Genomic DNA, 18447 nt, shown 5'->3' with positions numbered 1-18447 from the left:
AAATAAGTTCATTTTAAGATGAAGTCAAAAAAAGTGGTAATTTAGAAAAATCTCTGTGTTACAGTAGCTTTCAGAACCAGTAGCGTCCAAAACGTTTTTATTAAATTTTTTAATCATACTGAATTTACTGAGGTTTTGATAAAGTTTCAATGTTTATGGTTTAGTCCTGGCCTACGATAAAAACATTGAAAATCAAGGAAGCAGCGGTGGCCTAGAGATAAAAATCTGTTTGAGTTCCGCCCTAAAGGCGGAATGAGTTCTTTTTATCTGTGGCTGAGGGTTCCGTAGTATTTTCTTATATTTTTATCGTCAGCCTAGATTTTTTTGGTTCGTTTTTTCATCGATGGAAAAAATGAACAGATAGAATTTGTTTAGGACAGAATTGAACCAGAACCTAAAAATTAAAACTTAAACACACCATCAATGTCAAAATTCATACTCGCCTTTGATCAAGGTACTACCAGTTCCCGTGCCATTGTTTTCGATAAAAACGGGCATACAGTTTCCATAGCACAAAGAGAATTCAAACAAATTTTTCCCACTCCGGGATGGGTGGAACACGACCCAAATGAAATCCTGTCTTCCCAAATTGGTGTGGCAGCCGAGGCGGTCACCAAAGGAAAGTTAAAGTCAGCAGACATAGCCGCCATTGGGATTACCAATCAGCGGGAAACTACTATTGTCTGGGATAGGGAAACCGGCGAACCCGTCTATAATGCTATTGTATGGCAAGATAGAAGAACTTCCGACTACTGCGATGAGTTAATTTCACAAGGGTGGGAGCCTAAAATCAGAAATAAGACCGGATTGGTCATCGACGCTTATTTTGTCGCCACCAAAGTCAAATGGATCTTGGACAATGTAGAGGATGCCAGGAAAAAAGCAAAAGCAGGGAAGTTGGTTTTTGGTACTGTAGACTCTTGGCTTATCTGGAATCTCACTGAAGGAGAAAAACACGTCACCGATGTTACCAATGCCTCCAGAACCTTGTTGTTTAATATTAATACCCTTGATTGGGATGATGAGTTGTTGGATCTTTTTGAGATCCCTAAAAGTATGCTCCCTGAAGTTTGTGATTCCAGCGGGGAAATTTGTACGACTTCAGGAGTGGTATTTGCCAAAAAGATACCTATCTCCGGTATTGCCGGAGATCAACATGCAGCGCTATTCGGACAAATGTGCACAGAACCGGGGATGGTAAAGAATACTTATGGTACCGGTTGTTTTATGCTTATGAATATAGGGGACAAACCCATTATCTCTAAAAATAAATTAATCACCACCATCGCTTGGAAGATTGACAATAAGGTAGCTTATGCCCTTGAGGGAAGTATTTTTATAGCTGGCGCTGTTGTGCAATGGTTAAGGGATGGACTTGGCATTATAAAGACAGCACCGGAGGTAGAGAAATTAGTGGACAAAACCAAAGATAGTGATGGCGTTTATTTTGTACCGGCATTTACGGGTTTGGGAGCTCCGCATTGGAACCAACACGCACGGGGCACTATGGTAGGGATTACCCGGGGGACGACCTTAAACCATATAGCAAGGGCATCCTTAGAAAGTATAGCCTATCAAACCTATGATGTCCTTAAAGCTATGGAAGCCGATGCACAAATCAATATCAAAGAATTGCGGGTCGATGGAGGAGCGACAACCAATGATTTTTTAATGCAGTTCCAGTCTGATGTGCTGGAGACTAAAATTGTAAAACCAGAAACCTTGGAAACCACAGCTCTTGGGGTTGCCTATTTGGCCGGATTAGGGGTAGGCTTCTGGAAAGATGTTGAAGAAATCCGTTCAACATGGAAAAGTAAAGCCTTCTTTTTACCTGATCCTGAAACACCAATAGAGAAACTTCTAAAAGGATGGCGGAAAGCAATTGCGGCTACTAATGCCTGGTCTAAAAGTGAAATCAACTAACATTTAAAATATCATGACAGAATTTACAGCAGAATTTATCGGCACCATGTTTTTGATTCTCATAGGGAACGGCGTGGTAGCCAATGTTGTTTTAAAGGATACCAAAGGACATAACAGCGGTTGGATAGTTATTACCACCGGATGGGCACTTGCCGTCTTTACCGGGGTAGTAATTGCGGCCCCATATAGCGGAGCTCACATTAATCCCGCGGTCACCATAGGCCTTGCCATTGCGGGGAAATTTTCATGGAATCTGGTTCCTTTGTTTATAACAGCTCAGCTGCTAGGTGCTATGACAGGAGGTTTTCTGGTATGGGGAATGTACAGAAACCACTATGATAAAACTGAAAATCCTCTGGCAAAGCGAGCGACTTTTTGCACCCATCCGGCCATTCGAAATATATTTTCCAATGTGTTGAGTGAAGTGATAGGTACTTTTACCCTCATATTCGTTATTTTCTACTTTACAGATCCCGTGATAAATGGTAGTACCCAAGCTCCCATAGGAATGGGATCCTTAGGAGCCATTCCCGTGTCGTTCCTTGTTTGGGCCATTGGTCTGTCACTAGGGGGAACAACAGGTTATGCCATTAATCCTGCCCGGGATTTAGGCCCGAGGATTATACATGCCATCTTGCCCATTAAAGAAAAAGCTGAAAACGATTGGAGTTATTCCTGGGTTCCGGTCATAGGACCTCTTATTGGAGCAGCATTAGCGGCACTTCTTTTTATGCAATTATCTTAATTTTTAACCTATAAAAGACCTTTAAGGTCTGATAAAGTCAATATTATGCAAAACAACAAGGCCATATTATCCCCGGAAGGCACCTATCACATTTATAATAGGGCAAACGGTAGTGAACAATTGTTTTTATCGGACGAAAACTACTGGTATTTCCTAAGGAAGTATGATGAATATATTAATCCGGTTGCTGATACATTTTGTTATTGTTTGATGCCTAATCATTTTCATTTTTTGGTGAGGGTAAAGAGTGAGGAGCAATTAGCAACTTTTCCAAAGTTTCAACAAAGAAAGAGGCAAAATCTTCAAGGGTTGAGTAACTTTATGTTCACACCCTATAACAAATCCTGAGGCTCCCATCCGGGTTCATATGTCCTGCCCCAAAGCGCACGTCCTTTTTCACTATTGGTGATATGTCCGTTTTTAGGATCACATTCCAGGGTTTCCCCGGTGCGGTATGCCATATTGGCCAAGTGACATAAGAGCGTACTTTTTGCACCTTCGTCAATTGGGGATCGTTGTTCTTCTTTTCCTCTGATGGCTTCAAAGAAGTTCACTACATGCATGCTAGACATATCGCCGCCACCGCCGAGTTGGGTACCTGCTTCAGATCCACCGGATTTACGTTCTTTAACCAACTTTCCTGTTCTGTCATAAAGTTCGTATCCTCCACGATCCACATGAACAGTTCCATCGGTTCCATAAATGATGGTTCCTCTTCCTTTACCGTAGGTACTGTAACCGTTACGGCTTTTTCCATCCCATTTGATAATCTTATCCTTATTAAACTCAAAAGTAGCGTCCATGGTGTCATACATAGACCAACCATCATTCGGCCAGTGGAGTTTTTCAGCATTGACTTTTACTTTCTTCGGAAATTCCACCTGAAGCGCCCAGCGTGCGATATCCAATTCATGGGTGGCGTTGTTTCCGGTTTCGGCAGTACCAAAATCCCATCCATACCAATGCCAGTTATAATTCCAAGTGTCGTGCATATATTCTTTTCTTGGGGAAGGCCCTTGGAAAAGATCCCAGTCTAATCCGTCGGGAACAGGTGATTTTGATGGCACCACCACCTCACCACGCCTATTCGCATAATGGGCGACAGCCAGATACGGATTACCGATCACACCGTTGTGTATTTCATTGATGATTTCCTGACTGGGTAATGCAGAACGTTGCTGATTCCCCATTTGGACAACTCGCTTGTATTTTTTTTGATAGGCCACCAACAATTCCCCTTCTTTTGGGTTATGGCTACACGGCTTTTCCACATAAACGTGTTTTCCGTTTTCCAGCGCAAGCCAGGTACCCGGAGCGTGCCAGTGGTCGGGAGTAGCGTTGATAATGGCATCGACCTTTTTATCTTCCATCACCTTGAGGATGCTGTTCTCCAGCTTGGGCGTGTAGTCAAGGTGCTCTGCAAAGCGTTCTGCCGCCTTTTCCCTTTGCGATTTCATGACATCGCAGAGGTACACGAGTTCGACATTGCTTGCTTTGTTTGCAATGGGAGCCACATAAGCGCCGAGCCTTCTTCCCAGTCCGGCAATGGCTATGTTCAGCCGTTCGTTGGAACCAATGATCTTGTTGTAGCTTTTTGCGGTAAAGCTCATCGCACTAAAAGAGCTAAGCCCTGCAGTGGTCATGGCGGTGTTTTTTATAAACTTTCTTCGTTTCATATCTGTATGTTTTTGGTTTTTGACGGTTACTTTAATCAATAGAGACACTCTACTTCCCTGATTATGGTAGACCCCTTTTTCAATCTATAATATTTATATTGGTTACCAAACAGCTCCCCTCTTCAGACGAAGAGGGGAATGAATCCGCCATAGGCGGAGAAAGGGGTGTTTTGATAAACGCAATCTTTTGGTTTAAACAACAAACGTTTATTTTTTACCAATGGTTTGGGATTTTCAGAACCCTCCGTCTTCCTCCGCATGGCTCCGGAATCCACCTCCCTTCTAGCCATTTTTTGGTTTTATTCAATCTCGACTAACTCCAGACTCTATTTCAACTCTTTTATCTTAATATTTTTAAAGCTTACTTTATCCCCATGATCTTGTAACAGGATATGTCCTTCTTCGGCTACACCGAAGTTTTCCCATATTTTATACTTACTTTCGGCTACCAGTTCCCGGTATGCTTCAGATCCTCTTTCAAATTCCAATACTTTTACTCCGTTGAGGTAGTATTCAACTTTATTATTGGGGTGTACCACCACACGGCCTCTGTTCCATTCCCCGATGGGTTTTATAAAGCGGGATTGTTTTTTTGCCGGGATAAGGTCATAAAGGGAAGCCAGGGTGCGATTACCATTCTTTCCTTTTTTGGCATCAGGATGCTTTTCATCATCCAGGATTTGGTATTCCAGCCCAATGGCAGAACCTTCATTACCTTCAGAAAGGGTGACAAAATATTTTACCCCGCTGTTTGCTCCTTCCGAAAGTTTAAAGTCGAAGGAAAGATCAAACGCACTGTATTTTTCGGTAGTGACAATATCTCCTGCATGGGTAGATTCTTCACCTCCTGAAGCCTCAATGGTCAGTATGCCGTCGTTGATGGTCCACCCAAAATCAGGGAAGCTGTCTTTATAAGCTCCTACCCAGCCTTCACTGTCTTTTCCGTTGAAGAGCAGTTTCCATCCGGTTTTCTTTTCATAGTCTGAAAGCTGGTTTTTAAGGTTGTTCACCACATACACTTCATTTTTGAAAGGCGTTGGCTTCAGGCTATCAGTCTTTATACGGATGTTCTTAAAATAGGTTTTATTGCCTTCATCTTCCGGATTGTTAATGCTGTGCACTTGCAGTCCGATAATACCTTTGGCGTCTGTGCTGTCTATAAGATAGGCCGTTTCCACACCGTTTACCCAGGTTTTGATCTCGTTGCCTATGGCTTCGATCCGGTAGGAGTTGTATTCATCAAATTTAAATGCTTTGCTCGCTTTCGGGTTTAAAGAAAGCGGATAAAGCCATCCCCTTCGGGCTTCGTCATAAATACCACCAGCCCATGCCCGGTCTGTAGGATCCAGTTCTACCTGATATCCATGGACGAGTCCGTTACCATCCCTACCATTCGGGTCGTAGTTACTTCGGATTTGCACTCCGGAATTACTTGTTTTATGTTCTACTTTGATGTCGAGTTCAAGAATAAAATCTCCGTATTCCTGTTCACTGATTAAAAATGTATTAGGCGTATTGGCTTTTGCAATTCCTACAATAGCACTGTCTTGAACAGTATACTCCGCTTCCCCTGCCACTGGCTTCCAACCGTTAAGGGTTTTTCCGTCAAAGAGGGAAGTCCAACCATCCGATGGTTTCTTTTTTTCGGTTGTACATTGTGTCAAAGTAAAGGAAAGGACCAACACAATGGCTAAGATACTCAGTTTTCGCATTTTTTAGAATGGGTTTGTTGGTTACTATTTCTTCAGTTTTAATATTGTGGAGACAGGTTGTATTCCGGTTTCCATTTTCTCATTCCTCCGTTGTAAATAGAGTCATTGGCAAGCGCTACACAGATGGCAGTATTTCCTCCTGTGTATACATTAGAGTCAGGCAAGGAGTTTTCTGAAATAGCCTTGTAAAAATCTTCAAAGGCATAAAAACTACCGTCTTTTAATTTCGAGTCCACAAGGCTGATACCATTTTTATTTTCGGTCCAGGCAATTTTGGTGGCTCCACTTACACCGTCTACCTCTTCCAATTCCTTTCTGGTTTCCGTTTCCGGATAGAAAATACCATCGTCCGTCAACAAGGACACCATACCTTTGGAGCCTTTGATGCGGAAGGAATATCCGTCGTTTTTGTTGGCACAGGTAGCACCAAAATTCCCAATCATATCTTCTTGTTCATAGCGGATGTTCAATTGTACGTTGTCATAGGTTTCCCTGCTGTCTTTATAAAAATCAATTCCCCCTGTACCGTAAACGGTGGTAGGGAGGGCATCGAAAGCCCAGTGTATATAATCCATTTGATGGGAGAGGAGTTCTGCCGGTAATCCGCCGGAATACTCTTTATACATTCGCCAGTTGATTTTTCGCTCCAAACTTGGATCGGGAACCGGTCTTCTCCAATTCCAGTTACGATCCCATCGCGCATCTATCTGGACAACTTTACCGAGATAACCGTCCTGAATCATTTTTTTTACTTTGTAATAGAGGGGAGAATAACGGTACTGGTGTCCGATTTGTAAAGTCTGGTTGGGATGCTTCTCCGCGATACGCGTCAGACTCATGGCCTGATCCACGGTAAAGGTCATCGCCTTTTCAAGGTAAACGTGTTTTCCGGCTTCGAGTGAATTTTTGGCAATCTCGTAATGTGTATTCAGTGGTGTGGATATAATCACAGCGTCAACATTTTTGTTTTCGAGAAGCTTACGGTGGTCTCTGTAGAGCTTCACCTTGTTGGTGTCGGCCATTTTTTTGGCGTTATCCAAGCGAAAATCAAGCGGATCGCAAATGGCATTGACAACAAATTTTCCGGGAAAATCTTTGAGGACGTTAAAAAGTCCGCTTCCCCTATCACCGAAACCAATGATACCAATGCGATATACTTTGTCGTTTTTTGTGTTAGCAAAGTTACTCCAAAGAGCTCCTGAAAGCAAGAGTGTACTTGTACAAAGAGAGCCGTTTTTTATAAAATTTCTTCTGTTCAAAATAATTAAAGATTCTTGTGTATTTGATAATGGGTTGATACGCAAATTAGTAAAAATGCAAGTAACATACCCATTCGGTTTTGTTAATATTTCATCCCAGTTTAGGCACCAACCATAAATACCCGACGGATAGAACAAATATCAAATAAAACCAAAACAGGGATAGAGGATATTTGGTTTTTAATGCAGTTATTTCACTAGTTTGCATAGCGGAATATTGCTTGTTGGCTGTTATGGTGGTAAATTGATTTAACGCTTGCCAATGGTTGTCCTTCATCACATAATAGGAATATGGATTCAGGCTGTCCCTTTTTATAAATTGTCGCTGCCATCCGGTAGATTTTGGATGGGTGACGCCTTTCCACAGGTTGGGATTATCAATAGTACTGGCAAGGGGGATGTTGCTGTTTTCGCTATTTATCACTTCGGGATTTTCTATTGAAGTCCGCAAAGTAAATGCAAAAGGCTCATCTAGATAGGCAAACGGTTGATTTGAATCCCATTCGGATTTTTTAAGCTTTTTTTTGGCGGTTTTTTCTATGATTTGTGTCCAAAGTTTTTTGTAGAGTGCGTTTTTCCCGCTTAAAATAATTTCAAAGGTATTTTCCAAGGTTGTAGTGCCAATCCTACCGTTTCCGAGCTGTTTATAGGCCGAAATAATATGCTTGTTGGCCGTATGGATCGCTTCCTGTGCAAAAACAGCATTAAAAACATAGGGTTTTTTAGTCAAAACGGTTTTTGGGAAAGCATCCGGGTGAACCTCCGTGTTCCCATCTCTGACGACATCAATGGAAAAAGGAGCAGGAAGCTTAAAATTGTTTCCGGTTTGAACAAACACACCTAATCCATCGTTTCTTATGGCATTTTCCAATCCGTCACGGTCTTTTTTATACAGGGCTCTTAACGAAGAGGCGTCAATAATGACCAGATCAAAATCTTGAAGGGTTTTTGGGTTGAATCGGGAAACAGCCCGCCTGTTTGTGTTGAAATATTCATATTTATAACGCCCTTTGGAAACCCGGCTTCTTACCACCAGTTCATGTCCCATATCCGAAAGAAAATTTTTTAGGTATTTGCTTTCAAAAGTGGGAAAGCTGTTGAACATCAGTACTTTCAAAACCGATTTTTTACGGACAATAACCGGAACCGAGTTTTTCGAAATGACAGTGTTCAAGGAATCTTTTTCAACCAAATCATATAAAAATTCACCTTGCACGGACAAAGTGGTTTTAAGCTGAAATGTTTGATTTTCACCTTCGGTCAGGATAATGGAATCCAAAGCGGTTCCGCCGGGAGATTGAAGTACGAGTCGGTTTCCATGTAAAGGCTGACTGTAAAGTCCTTTGACAGAAAGCACATCGCCAACAGCCGCTTCCCGGTCGTAATTTAGTTTTACAATTCCCTTGGGAGTCGTACCTGATAAATGAACCAAAGGAATGTTGTTAAACCGACTTAAATGATAGGGTTTTACTCCATTTCCTAAAACAAAGACCTTGCTGAAATGGCGGATGTCTTGAAAACCCATATCCGCATCATAATGGACGAGTTCTATGCCCCGATGTGCTTTTTTAAGGCTGTCCAACTGTCTTTCATGGTAATTTTTGGTGAGTAAGACACCGTATTTCTGTTTTTGTTCCCGATAGGTCGCGGGTTGAAGTATGATGAGTACCAAAGAAGCCACCGCCAAAAAAGCAAGTCCGGTTTTAAGGAAGAAATTGCCCTTATCCTGCCATTCCTTCCAAACGAAGACCAGCAGCAATACAACCGCTCCGATAATCACCGGCCAAAACCACGAATTGTTTATAAAGGTGAATCCGCTACTCATAGATTTCCAGTTCTTTTAACAGTAATTGGTCAATTGCTCCGCTTTGTATTTCCCTTGTTGTGGGATTGGCTTCCGGTTCGGGAAGGGCCAACAACAAGCCGTTTTGTATTTTCCGTAGCACCGCTGATGGCATTTGTTCATCTTCGGAAAGCCATTTTAGTGCTTGTAATGTTTCCAGATATTTCCCGGGTTCTTCTATGGCTATGGCTGCCAATTCGTTTCCGGCTTGCTCAAAGAGTTTTCGGTCTTCTTTTGAAATGTTTTCCGTGGTATTGATGAGTTGTTCCAGTCGGGACACCGCCTTACGGATGTTGGGATAGGATTCAGGGATTTCGGTTTCCTTATTTTTGCGATAACTCACTACGGCATCCAGTTCGCCGCTTAAACGCACATCCTCTTTGATGGGCGGCGGGTCAAATCCGATGCGGTGTACATAAATCCGTGCCGAATTTTTGATCTCTTGCAATAATTTCAGGGCTTTGTACTGATAAGGTAGGGAGGCCTCGGGTTTATACAGACGCAACTGTAATTCGGCGTCCCACATTACGTTTAAAGCCTGTCGCAGTTTGTTTTTTAGGGATTGTGCAAAAAAGGTAGATTCTTCCGGATCATCGTGGTTGTGCAGATAGGCTTCCAAAGGATCTTCATTTTCTTCTTCCCCTTCCTCTTCGTGTTCATGGCTATCGGCAACGAGGTTGTGTTCGTTATCACCATCGTGATCGTGGGTGTATTCAGCCAAAGAGTCTTCCTCATCTGCGTTGTTTTCTGCTGAAATACCTTCTGAAATTTGGATGCCGGACTCTGCTTCATCGCCCATAAACTGTCCGTATTTCAACCGAAGGGATTTTTGATCGTCCCCTAAAATATTACTGGTGGAATTAAATGTTTTTTCCTCCATTCCGACCTTGTCGGCAATCAGTTTTTCCGTGTCGATGATGAGTTGTCGCTGACTCCTGAAATATGCAGGCATCAGATCAACACCCAAATTGCCTTCCACACCAAACTCAAAGGAAGTAGTGTCTTTGATAACTGCAAAATAGGTTTCGCTTCTGGATAGGTTGGCTTTAGGGGTTTTATGATCGGAGGCGGCGATGTAAAAATAAAGTTCATCCCCAGGATCCATTTCTATTTGATCCAAGTCGATAGTTTTGGTCAAGGCTACAGATTTCTGCCCTGAAACATAGGTTTCAAAATCCAGGCGTTCTTCCCTGAATTTAACCGATTCGCCGCTACCTTTACTTACTGTGGCGATGATATAAACTTCGTCTAGGCCGTAATCGTCTGAAATTCTTGTAGTGAACCTCAATTTTTTATCTTCATCAAAATTGTAGGAGGTAAATTGTTTTATTCCTGTAACCTCCAAAACAGGATCCTGATCCCTAATAATTTCTACGGAATGCAAATCAGATACAAAGCTTCGCCCGTGTTCGTCGACGTATTTAAAATTGTAGAGAAATGGACTGCTGACTTTTTGCGTGTGGAGATATTTTAGGTCTTTTAATGCCATGGGAAGGCTGTCTTTCTCTTTTTCTAAATGAACATTGGCAAGTGGGGAATCAAATTCCAAAGCCCATGTAATTGTAGTTCCCTCTAGGACACGAAGGTTTATTTCCGTAGTGGAATAAGCATCTACCTTTGCATAAGCGGGATATTTGATGTAGGCGGATTGTTGGGTCAATACCGGTTTTGGAAACTCCGTTGTTATGGAATCCACCTGTTTAAAAATGATGTCTTTTGATGGGGTTTTATCCGTGTTGGAAAAATCAAAATGACTAAACACATCAAAACGAACTCCTAAAAAGCCAAAAAGTGCAAGAGTAAGGGCACAAATCCCCGCCGCAGGAAGATGATGATGGGTTTTGAGCTTGCTTAATTTGATTTTTAATTCTTCTGAAATCCTGTGTTGTTGGAGCCTTGCCAGCGGTGAGAGCTGTTCTGGAGAGTGCAACAACAAGCCGGTACTGTGTTGGGCATCATCGAGTTTTTGGTCCACGTAGGCAGAAATAAACGGTAGATTGAGTTTCCAGGGTTTGATAACGAGAACAGCAATCAAGGCCGATATAGCGAAGCCTATCACCGAATAGACTTCATCGGACAACAAAAAATACAGGAAAAGAGTAGGACCAATGGCAAAAAGAAAGACCTCAAGATAGCGGAAGAATTGCCACCTTTTTTTATAATGGGTCAATATGTTTTTTCCCTGTGTCATTGTTTGCGGTATAGTGCCAAAACACGTTCAACAATCAGTAAAAGAAATAATACCGGCCATAGCCATTTGGAGATTTTGATATTTCCCATTTGTGCTTTTACAGTTTTTTCCGCGGAGCGGACAGGTAATAATTCTTGAGTATCAACTACCCTGTTGTCGTACTTCCGAACGGAATCACCCAGACGGGTATTTAAATAAAGGGTGCTCATTAGCTGTTCGGTAAAATGTTTGCTGATGCTGTTTTCGGTGTTTAGGGGTTGAGTGAGGTAAAACAGCTTTTCAGTATCACTTTTTGTAATGAGCCTGTTGGCGAGGCCGTCTTTTTTATATACAATGGTAGGCAAATCGAATTTTACGATTGCCGCTTCGCTTAACCAAACCAAGGTGTTGAGGTTTTCAATAGCGATGCTGTCGGCCACTTTGGAAGACGCCACTTCAATAGGGCGGTCGAGGTGCTTTGAAATGGCTTTGTAGGCCGATTCAAAATAGCGTTTTTCGTTTTTGGTAGCTTCGTCATATACAATTCCGGCTTTTAGGGACGGTAAGGAATCCAATGACAACCAGTGGTTATACCCGCTTAGTTTTACACTGTCTTTTTGTAGGTTGATGGTGAGTTTTTCACTGTTGAAGTCCATCAATTCCTTTTCAAAAGAGAGGCTTTCACAATTGCTGATGAGGTGCAACAACTCGATTTCCTCCCCTTTTTGTGTCGCTTGGATTGTTTTTTTCACCGTTGCACACGAATCGATAACCACCCAATGCGCATTTGTGTTTACTCGTGGACGCTTTCCTCGTATTCCTTTCAGTAAAGCCTTGGTGAAAATTACGATACTATCGGTTTGAAGCTGTTCCATGTCCCGGGCCAATTGCCAATAATCAGGAGTGCTGGTCTTGATTTCCTCTTCGGAAGTCTCAGAAACTATGGGAAAACCTTCAGTCAGCAGGCGGATGTTTTCTTCGGACACGGTATCCAAAACAGGGAGTTTTTCATCAAACGGAAGCAATGAAGCTTCGATGAGGTACATCACATCAGCTTTGCTTTTTGAGGCGGTTATTTGCGGATTGGCCATGATGATAGCGAGTAATCCTATAGCCAATAACCGTAAAATGAGCAACCATAATTCGTTGAGTTTGATCGATCGGGTTTGTTTGGGGTCGGTATCCTTCAGTAATTTTACACTACCCACCAAAATAGTCTTGCCCTCTTTTTTGCTCCATAAATGAATCGCGATCGGAATGGCGAGTCCGAGTAAAGCCCATAAATATGTAGGATGTGTGAAAATCATATCACATACGACTTCTTTTCTTTAAAAACAATTGTAACACCTCGCCAATATGCGTATCTAATCGGAATAAATGATATCCGATATTGTTAGCTAAAAATTCTTTTTTCATGGCGTTTACCATATCACCCAGTGATTTTAGATAGTGTTCTCTTGCGGTTTTCGCATCTACTTTTAAGCGTTCCCCCGTTTCCAGATCCTGAAAGGTTACCGAGCCCTTATAATCAAATTCCAATTCGCTTTTTCCCATGACGTGCAACACGATGACTTCGTTTCGGACAGTTTTCATGCCTTTGATGATACTCGTTAATTCCTGATTGTATTCATACAAATCGGTAATAAAAAAAACAAGCTCCTTTTGGCTTCGGGTATGCACTTCTTGTAGAGCTGTGGTTATATCAGGAAAGGTTCCGTCACTTTGTATGCTGATGAGCCTGTGTAAAAAATAATTGAAATGCTGTTTGTTCACTTTGGGATTTAGGCTGTCTACCCGGTGTTCGTTTAAGGCATAGAGTCCGATTTCGTCCTTTTGGCTATTCGCCAGATAGGCAATGGAGGCTACAAGTACTTTTACATAGTCCATCTTGCTGAGACCGTTCTCTTCATGGAGCATGGATTTGCTGGAATCGAGCACGAATTTGACCGTGACATTGGTTTCCACTTCCGATTGTTTGATGTAATACTTTTCCGATCGAGCCAACATTTTCCAGTCCAATAGTCGCAAATCGTCCCCCGGCTGGTAATGACTGTACTGACTGAATTCCATTCCCGACCCGATACGCCGACTGTTGTTATGGCCGGCAAGATAACCATCAACGGTCACACGGGCGATGAGCGCCAATCCCGAAACGGAATTGATGATCTCTGATTTAAGTAACTGATGATAATCTTGCTTCATGGGAAAGAGCTTAATTAAAATGTCATGCTTTCCATAAGTTTTTTGGTCACGTCGTCTGAGGTAACGCCTTCCGCTTCTGCTTTAAAATTGACAATGATCCTGTGCCGGAGTACCGGAAGGGCAATGCCTTTCAGGTCTTCCGGGGTAACCGATAAGCGACCCTGCAAGAGGGCACGGGCTTTTGCCGTAAGGATCAAAGCTTGCCCTGCACGTGGTCCAGAGCCCCAACCTACCCATTCTTTTACGTAAGCATTGGTCGTTGTTTCAGGTCGGGTAGCTCGCACCAATTTGCTTACTGAAGCGATAAGTTCGTCACTTATAGGCACTTCCCTGACCAATTGTTGTAGTCTGGAAATTTCTTTTCCGCTAATGACCGGCTCAACGGTTTCTTTTTTCACCCCGGTGGTATCCTTTAAAATATGGGTTTCGTCTGTTTCGTTGGGATAGCCGATCTTGATATAGAACAAAAAGCGGTCTTGCTGAGCTTCGGGAAGCGGGAAGGTTCCGGATTGTTCAATGGGGTTTTGTGTGGCCAGGATAAAAAACGGGGTTTCTAGCGGATAGGTCTTTCCCGAATAGGTCACCTCAAATTCCTGCATGGCCTCCAGGAGGGCAGATTGTGTTTTGGGAGGTGTACGGTTGATCTCATCGGCAAGTATGATATTGGCAAAAATAGGTCCTTTGTTGAATTTGAAGAATTTTTTACCACTGCTATGATCTTCCTCCAGGATTTCCGTTCCAATAATATCCGAGGGCATCAAATCTGGGGTGAACTGAATCCTTTTGAATTTTAGATCGATTGCTTTTGAAAGCGTTCTTATCATCAAGGTTTTGGCCAATCCCGGAACACCTTCCAGCAAGGCATGGCCTCCTGCCAAAAAAGTAATGAGCAATTGGTCGACGGTTTCTTCCTGACCTATAATGACTTTGCCGATCTCTTTTTTTAAGGCCTTGAGCTTGTCGGTTAGCGTTACAATTTCCTGTTCTGTCTTTGCCAGATCTTTGTTCATAATTGAATTCAGTTTTAAGAGGTGAGTGCATACATCACTATGTTTACACCAAATTTTGTGTTGTCTATTTTATACCAGCGTTTGTTCCTAAAATCGTAATCCCATTCACAGCCGTAATCTTTGTTGCTGTACAAAACCCCAATGCGACCGTTTATCTCAATGGCTTTGAGATATTCGTGAACAAGGTCGTCTCCCCAGCCGTTGAGTTCCTGGGAAGTGGTAGGCGGTCCGTCTTCAAATTCAAAAAAAATATTGTAAATCTCGTGATTGTTCGGGATTTTTTTCAAGGCTCCCTCTCCAAAAATTTGTTCCATTTGTCTTTCAAATGACTTGGCAAACAAACCATCGATGTCGTGATTACAGTCGTCTACAAAAATAAAGCCTCCGTTATTGATATATTTCTTGAAGTTTTCCCGTTCTTTTTCAGTAAACTCTACCAATTTGTGCCCGGAAAGGTAGCAGAAAGGACACTTGAAGACCTCGTCACTACTAAGCGAAATGATATTTTCTTTTTTGTCGATTTTCAGAGTGGTGTATTCCACGAGGGAATTCAGCAAATTGGAAGGCATGCGCTGATCGACGTCCCAATCGCCTGACTCGTATTGCAATCTCGTAAAGAAAAATTTATTACTCACACTTGCCTTTTTCACAGCATTAAAAAGAAATGAGGATGTCTTCTAAAAAGGCTGTTTTTACATAAATTGTCACCCTGAGCCTGTCGAAGGCGATTTGATTATTCACATTACACTTCGACAAGCTCAGTGTGACAAAGGTTTTTAAGCCTTTTTAGACACCCTCATCATATTCTTTTAAAAAAGTTTATACGGCATCCGATAAACTGGTGAACGTAAAGTCCCTGATCTTCATATAAGGAATCAAGTTTCCGTTGTAGCGGACTTGTTTCCCTAAAGTTTCGAGATTGTTCAACATGATAACCGGACTTTCGTTAAACCTGAAATTCTTGACAGGATGCTTTATTTTTCCGTTTTCAATATAAAAAGTTCCGTCCCGGGTCAGTCCCGTATATAGCAATGTTTGCGGATCGACACTTCGGATATACCAAAGCCTGGTCACGAGAATTCCCTTTTTGGTATCTTTTATCAGGTCGTCGAGTGAAGCATCACCACCGGCCATGATAAAATTGGATGGCGATGGTGTGGCATCTACTCCTTTTTGAGATGCCCAATAGCGGCTATACGAAAGGTTTTTTACGACCCCCTTTTCCAGCCACTTCATTTTTTTGACGGGTAAGCCGTCTCCGTCCCATGTAGAGGAAGGGATTTCAGGATGCAATGGATCAGACCAGACATTGACCCTTTCGTCCACTATTTTTTGTCCCAATTTCGTGCCATCGTCTTTCGACATAAAGCTTCGCCCTTCATCTGCTCTCCTAGCATCAAATGACCAGAACATACGACTCAAAAGATCATTTGCAGCCGCCGGTTCGAGAATAACGGTATATTTTCCCGGTTCGATAGCCTTGGCGTTTTGTGACATTACTGCTTTGTCGATGGCAATTTTTGAAGCCTCAGCGGCATCAAATATGGAAACATCATTATAATCTCTTGAAGCCCATCCGGAACCGGTACCGTCATTGGTTCTCATGGTTACGGTAAAATCCATACCTGTAGATTGGTTATAGGCAAAAAGTCCTTTTGAGTTCAATTTAGCAGAAAATCTGGCGGAATCATTAAAAAATCCTGCGGCCGTTACATCTTTTGCAGCCGCTGGCTTAATACTACTGTTAGCCACTTCAGCACGGTAATCAGGAGAAATGTTGGCGGTTTCTTTTATGTAGCTGAGAGACTCGTCATAAGTTTGTGGCCCTAAAGGTTCCATAAATTCCGGATTTTCCGGGGAAAGTTTCGCTAACTCCTCAGAGCGTTTTACCACTTTTTCAAGCGAGGCATCATCAAATTCGTCGATGGTGGCCACTCCCGATTTTTTCCCAAAACTGGATTCTACAACCAATGATTGATTGGAACGATGTCCAGAGGTAGAAACCGAGTTTCGCGCATAGCGGATGTTCCCGCTTTCACTTCCACTCAAATTTATAGAGCAAGTATCGGCTGTGGAAAAGCTAAGCGCTTTTTCCATGATTTTCTTTGCTTCTTCTTTTGTATATATAGCCATGATTGTATTATTGATTTTAATAGACTGGTTAAATTGTTCTTCCTGTGTTGATCACATTAATACCGTTGAACCTTGAATGAGAACATCCATGTGATACAGCACTAACCTGTGAGGGTTGTCCTTTTCCGTCGAAGAAGGAACCGAACATACGGTAGTCGTCTTTGTCGCATATTTTAACACATGAATTCCAAAATTCCTGAGTATTGGATTGGTAGGCTACATCGTTGAGCATTCCCACGATCTTTCCTTCTTTTATTTCGTAGAATACAGTACCTCCAAATTGGAAGTTGTAACGTTGCTGATCGATGGAATATGAACCTCTGCCGGCGATATAAATTCCTTTTTCGACATCTTTGATCATCTCCTCTATGGAATATTTCTCTTTTCCGGGCTCTAAGGAAATATTAGGCATACGTTGGAATTGAACATCGTTCCAACTTTGAGCATAACAGCAACCATGTGATTCGTTTTGCCCAAGTATAGCTACCTGATCCCGAATGGCCTGATAGTTGACCAGAACCCCGTTACGAATGATATCCCATTTCTTGGTTTTTACACCTTCGTCATCATAACCTACAGCACCGAGCGATCCGGGCTGTGTTTTATCGGCGAAAATATTGACGATATCACTTCCGTATTTAAAATCACCCGATTTCCATTTGTCAATGGTGGCAAAACTTGTTCCGGCATAGTTGGCTTCATAACCCAGTACACGGTCAAGCTCCGTTGGGTGACCAACAGATTCGTGAATGGTCAATCCCAAGTGATTAGGTTCCAAAACAAGGTCGTATTTACCAGGCTCAACTGATTTTGCAGTTAGCATTTCTTTGGCTTGTTTAGCTGCATTGGTTGCGTCTTCAACAATATCATAGCTGTTTCTGTACAGGATTAAACCTTCAGGACCCTTCAATTTTTCAGAATCCAGTCCGTCCATATATTCAAATCCCATACCCATAGGAGCACTCAATGCGTTTCGGGATTTAAATTTCCCTTCAGCACGGTCGATGGCAGTAACGTCAAAAGTCGGCCATATCCGATGAACATCCTGATCGATATAGGAACCGTCTGTAGAAGCAAAATACTTTTGTTCGTTGACCATAAATAAGGCAGAATTCACAAAATTAGCCCCGTTTTCCATGGCGGCTGCATTGGCAGAAAGCAAAAGATCCACCTTATCCGAAATAGGCACATCTTTAAAGTCTTTTTTGATAGGTGTTTTCCAAGAAACCTCCCCGTGGGATTGTGTAGGGGCCAGTTTTACGGGTTCTTTTTGGAATTTGGAATTGGCTTTAGCGATGGCGACCGCTCGTTCGGTTGTTTTTTTGATACCGTCTTGTGTCACGTCATTGGTAGAGGCAAAACCCCAAGTGCCGTTGGCGATCACACGGATACCGATTCCAAAACTTTCGGTGTTTACCACATTTTGAACCTTGTCTTCCCTGGTGAAAACATATTGATTCAAATACCTTCCGATGCGGGCATCGGCATAGGTGGCTCCTAATGATCTGGCAGTGTTCAAGGCAACATCGGCCAACACCTTTTTGGCTGCAGGATCCAAACCGGGTTCGAGCAAGGCTTCTGCCGAAATGTTATTTCCAAACATGGAAACAGGAAGCATCATGGCTCCGGCACCCATTCCTGCCATTTGAACAAAATCTCGTCTTTTCATATAGATGTCTTTAGGTTAGATTTTCTGATTTAATTATTCGTAGTCTTTCTTGATATAACTGAAAAAAAATCAACAAAAATCAAATAGATTGAGCTTTATTTTATG

15 protein-coding genes are annotated in these 18447 nt (G+C 42.3%); 3 read left to right on the top strand and 12 right to left on the bottom strand.

Annotated elements, in window-relative coordinates; translation table 11 throughout:
* Positions 1 to 423 precede the first annotated feature (423 nt).
* The 3 genes from glpK to OOZ15_RS03500 are packed head-to-tail and all read left to right on the top strand — an operon-like array spanning position 424 to position 3016.
* Positions 424 to 1923 carry a glycerol kinase GlpK gene (gene glpK, locus OOZ15_RS03510; protein ID WP_265954347.1) on the top strand — a complete coding sequence of 500 codons (1500 nt, stop codon included), beginning with the start codon at positions 424 to 426 and terminating at the stop codon, positions 1921 to 1923.
* A 13-nt stretch (positions 1924 to 1936) separates the two neighbouring features.
* Positions 1937 to 2668 carry an MIP/aquaporin family protein gene (locus OOZ15_RS03505; RefSeq protein WP_265954344.1) on the top strand — a complete coding sequence of 244 codons (732 nt, stop codon included), beginning with the start codon at positions 1937 to 1939 and terminating at the stop codon, positions 2666 to 2668.
* Positions 2669 to 2713: 45 nt separating this feature from the next.
* The gene (locus tag OOZ15_RS03500; RefSeq protein WP_265954342.1) at positions 2714 to 3016 is read left to right on the top strand and encodes a hypothetical protein; all 303 of its coding nucleotides are present in this window, start codon (positions 2714 to 2716) and stop codon (positions 3014 to 3016) included.
* Here OOZ15_RS03500 and OOZ15_RS03495 read toward each other — a convergent pair.
* The 12 genes from OOZ15_RS03495 to OOZ15_RS03440 all read right to left on the bottom strand — a co-directional run bounded on the left by OOZ15_RS03495 (position 3001) and on the right by OOZ15_RS03440 (position 18342).
* Positions 3001 to 4344 (bottom strand): Gfo/Idh/MocA family protein, encoded by a 1344-nt coding sequence (locus OOZ15_RS03495; RefSeq protein ID WP_265954340.1) that lies wholly within the window; start codon positions 4342 to 4344, stop codon positions 3001 to 3003. The two genes, OOZ15_RS03500 and OOZ15_RS03495, sit on opposite strands and share 16 nt — an antisense overlap.
* 122 nt (positions 4345 to 4466) lie before the next feature.
* Positions 4467 to 4634: a hypothetical protein gene (locus OOZ15_RS03490; RefSeq protein ID WP_265954338.1), complete on the bottom strand. Its 168-nt coding sequence runs from the start codon at positions 4632 to 4634 to the stop codon at positions 4467 to 4469.
* A gap of 36 nt (positions 4635 to 4670) precedes the next feature.
* The gene (locus OOZ15_RS03485; protein ID WP_265954336.1) at positions 4671 to 6056 is read right to left on the bottom strand and encodes a 3-keto-disaccharide hydrolase; all 1386 of its coding nucleotides are present in this window, start codon (positions 6054 to 6056) and stop codon (positions 4671 to 4673) included.
* A gap of 38 nt (positions 6057 to 6094) precedes the next feature.
* Positions 6095 to 7315, bottom strand: a complete 1221-nt coding sequence (locus tag OOZ15_RS03480) for a Gfo/Idh/MocA family protein (RefSeq protein ID WP_265954335.1) — start codon at positions 7313 to 7315, stop codon at positions 6095 to 6097.
* Positions 7316 to 7406: 91 nt separating this feature from the next.
* A complete protein-coding gene (locus tag OOZ15_RS03475; RefSeq protein WP_265954333.1) occupies positions 7407 to 9140 on the bottom strand; it encodes a hypothetical protein in 1734 nt (577 codons plus the stop codon).
* Positions 9133 to 11349, bottom strand: a complete 2217-nt coding sequence (locus OOZ15_RS03470; RefSeq protein WP_265954331.1) for a tryptophan-rich sensory protein — start codon at positions 11347 to 11349, stop codon at positions 9133 to 9135. Before OOZ15_RS03470 ends, OOZ15_RS03475 begins: the two co-directional genes overlap by 8 nt.
* Positions 11346 to 12635, bottom strand: a complete 1290-nt coding sequence (locus OOZ15_RS03465) for a BatA domain-containing protein (protein ID WP_265954330.1) — start codon at positions 12633 to 12635, stop codon at positions 11346 to 11348. Before OOZ15_RS03465 ends, OOZ15_RS03470 begins: the two co-directional genes overlap by 4 nt.
* Position 12636: 1 nt before the next feature.
* Complete coding sequence (locus OOZ15_RS03460; RefSeq protein ID WP_265954328.1) at positions 12637 to 13530, bottom strand: DUF58 domain-containing protein; 894 nt, start codon at positions 13528 to 13530, stop codon at positions 12637 to 12639.
* Positions 13531 to 13544: 14 nt separating this feature from the next.
* Positions 13545 to 14540: an AAA family ATPase gene (locus tag OOZ15_RS03455; protein ID WP_265954326.1), complete on the bottom strand. Its 996-nt coding sequence runs from the start codon at positions 14538 to 14540 to the stop codon at positions 13545 to 13547.
* A 14-nt stretch (positions 14541 to 14554) separates the two neighbouring features.
* Positions 14555 to 15175: a DUF4159 domain-containing protein gene (locus OOZ15_RS03450; RefSeq protein WP_265954325.1), complete on the bottom strand. Its 621-nt coding sequence runs from the start codon at positions 15173 to 15175 to the stop codon at positions 14555 to 14557.
* Positions 15176 to 15359: 184 nt separating this feature from the next.
* Entirely contained in the window at positions 15360 to 16673 is a 1314-nt protein-coding gene (locus OOZ15_RS03445; RefSeq protein ID WP_265954323.1) for a TldD/PmbA family protein, read from the bottom strand.
* 28 nt (positions 16674 to 16701) lie between these two features.
* On the bottom strand, positions 16702 to 18342 hold the full coding sequence (locus OOZ15_RS03440; RefSeq protein WP_265954321.1) for a TldD/PmbA family protein: 1641 nt from the start codon (positions 18340 to 18342) through the stop codon (positions 16702 to 16704).
* Positions 18343 to 18447: the final 105 nt, after the last annotated feature.

This window comes from Galbibacter kalidii (assembly GCF_026241135.1).
GTDB lineage: Bacteria > Bacteroidota > Bacteroidia > Flavobacteriales > Flavobacteriaceae > Galbibacter.
Note: the sequence above shows the minus strand (reverse complement) of the source record. Positions and strands in the feature narration are given on the sequence as shown.

Coding starts and splice junctions, on each gene's coding strand:
- OOZ15_RS03465 (WP_265954330.1), bottom strand. CDS start 12,635: ATGATTTTCACACATCCTACATATTTATGGGCTTTACTCGGACTCGCC.
- glpK (WP_265954347.1), top strand. CDS start 424: ATGTCAAAATTCATACTCGCCTTTGATCAAGGTACTACCAGTTCCCGT.
- OOZ15_RS03505 (WP_265954344.1), top strand. CDS start 1,937: ATGACAGAATTTACAGCAGAATTTATCGGCACCATGTTTTTGATTCTC.
- OOZ15_RS03445 (WP_265954323.1), bottom strand. CDS start 16,673: ATGGCTATATATACAAAAGAAGAAGCAAAGAAAATCATGGAAAAAGCG.
- OOZ15_RS03485 (WP_265954336.1), bottom strand. CDS start 6,056: ATGCGAAAACTGAGTATCTTAGCCATTGTGTTGGTCCTTTCCTTTACT.
- OOZ15_RS03470 (WP_265954331.1), bottom strand. CDS start 11,349: ATGACACAGGGAAAAAACATATTGACCCATTATAAAAAAAGGTGGCAA.
- OOZ15_RS03495 (WP_265954340.1), bottom strand. CDS start 4,344: ATGAAACGAAGAAAGTTTATAAAAAACACCGCCATGACCACTGCAGGG.
- OOZ15_RS03490 (WP_265954338.1), bottom strand. CDS start 4,634: ATGGCTAGAAGGGAGGTGGATTCCGGAGCCATGCGGAGGAAGACGGAG.
- OOZ15_RS03440 (WP_265954321.1), bottom strand. CDS start 18,342: ATGAAAAGACGAGATTTTGTTCAAATGGCAGGAATGGGTGCCGGAGCC.
- OOZ15_RS03460 (WP_265954328.1), bottom strand. CDS start 13,530: ATGAAGCAAGATTATCATCAGTTACTTAAATCAGAGATCATCAATTCC.
- OOZ15_RS03455 (WP_265954326.1), bottom strand. CDS start 14,540: ATGAACAAAGATCTGGCAAAGACAGAACAGGAAATTGTAACGCTAACC.
- OOZ15_RS03500 (WP_265954342.1), top strand. CDS start 2,714: ATGCAAAACAACAAGGCCATATTATCCCCGGAAGGCACCTATCACATT.
- OOZ15_RS03475 (WP_265954333.1), bottom strand. CDS start 9,140: ATGAGTAGCGGATTCACCTTTATAAACAATTCGTGGTTTTGGCCGGTG.